This window comes from Peribacillus sp. NPDC056705 (genome assembly GCF_043656335.1).
Map to the genome: position 1 here is coordinate 1 of NZ_JBHTYI010000173.1, position 1488 is coordinate 1488.

General features: G+C 50.5%; 2 protein-coding genes. Both read right to left on the reverse strand.

The genetic code is table 11. From position 1 onward, the window contains the following. Positions 1 to 1198: sensor histidine kinase (locus ACFRAK_RS28625; RefSeq protein ID WP_394573135.1), on the reverse strand; the 1198-nt coding region annotated here is incomplete at its 3' end. Next, a partial coding sequence (locus ACFRAK_RS28630) for a winged helix-turn-helix domain-containing protein (protein ID WP_394573136.1) occupies positions 1195 to 1488 on the reverse strand: 294 nt, incomplete at its 5' end. The genes ACFRAK_RS28625 and ACFRAK_RS28630, both read right to left, overlap by 4 nt.

Genomic DNA, 1488 nt, shown 5'->3' on the forward strand with positions numbered 1-1488 from the left:
CTTGGGATATCCCAATCCCGGTATCGGAAACTTCGATGCAGCATTGCTGCATATCCGCTGTGGTGATTTTCAGCGAGATCACGGCCTCCGCCTCGGTATACTTGATGCTGTTGGTGATCAGATTGGTCCATACCTGATGGAGCAGATGCTGGTCGCCATAGATGTAGGTCGACGGCAGAGACATATCGATCGTCAGATCCTTGCTGCGCCAGCTCCACTCCGTATGCAAGAGCACTTGCTTAATTTGGTCAGCCACATCGAATGTAGTCTTCTCCAGAATGTTCTCTTCTTTATCCAGCGAGGCGAGCATCAGCAGCTGTTTGCTAAGCCCTGACATGCGGCGGCTCTCCGCCTCAATAATGGACAGATAGTGCTGTTGTTGTTCCTCGCTCAACTGCTGGGACTGCAAGGTCTGGGAGAAGCCCTGGATGGAAGCGAGCGGGGACTGAATCTCATGCGATACATTCGATACAAACTCTTGTCGCATCTGCTCCAATTGTTCTAATCCCTTTGTCATCTGGGAAAAATGGTCGGCCAGCTGCCCAATTTCATCGCGTCTTGTAATATCGAGATCTACCTGATAACGCCCACGCGCGACACTTTGGGTGGCTTCCGTTAATTTCACGATCGGTTTCACGATATAGCGCGTGATAATCCCTACCAGCAGAATGCTGAGCAGGATGGAGATGACCATAATAATGGTGAAGAATATTCGCATTTCGCCGAACTGGACGGTGATATCCGGCCGCATGAAGAGGGCGTGATTTGTCCCTTCTACCTGAAGCGGGATTCCGATGGAGTTGCTCAACACATTGTCGAAGAATCCTGTGATGAACAGCTTCGGAGGAACTGAAGCAATTCCGTGATAGATCGTGCCGTCCAGCACTTCCCGCACAATGTCTGAGGACAGGTCACGCTCACGAAAAATACCGCCATACATCCATTCTTTGCCGGCGTCGTTGATGAGATAGAATTGATATCCCAGTTGTCCAACATGATCGAGATATTCATGAAGATCCATACCGGGATGCGTGGTGTAAAAGTTGCCGATATCTGTGGCCATCGTCGTGACCTTCTCGTCATTGAAGGGCTTCAGGCTAAAGTGATAATACATATTGGAGATCACAAACGCGATCACACTGCTAATGACCATAATGGCGATCGTCGTAATGACGATGCGGGAGTAGAGGGTTCTCACAGCGGAGCCGCCTCCAGTTTGTACCCGACACCCCGAATGGTACGGATCTGAAAATCCCCACTGCGATCGGCGAATCGTTCCCGAAGTCGCTTAATATGCACGTCCACGGTTCGATCATCTCCGTCGAAATCGGAGCCCCAGATCAGCTGTATCAATTCCTCCCTGGAGAAGGTGCGATCCGGATAGCTGGCTAGCTGTGAGAGCAACTCAAATTCTTTCATCGGCAGCATGAGGACCTTGCCATGACCGAGTACTTCATAACTTTTGCGATCGATCGTCGTTCCGTTCAG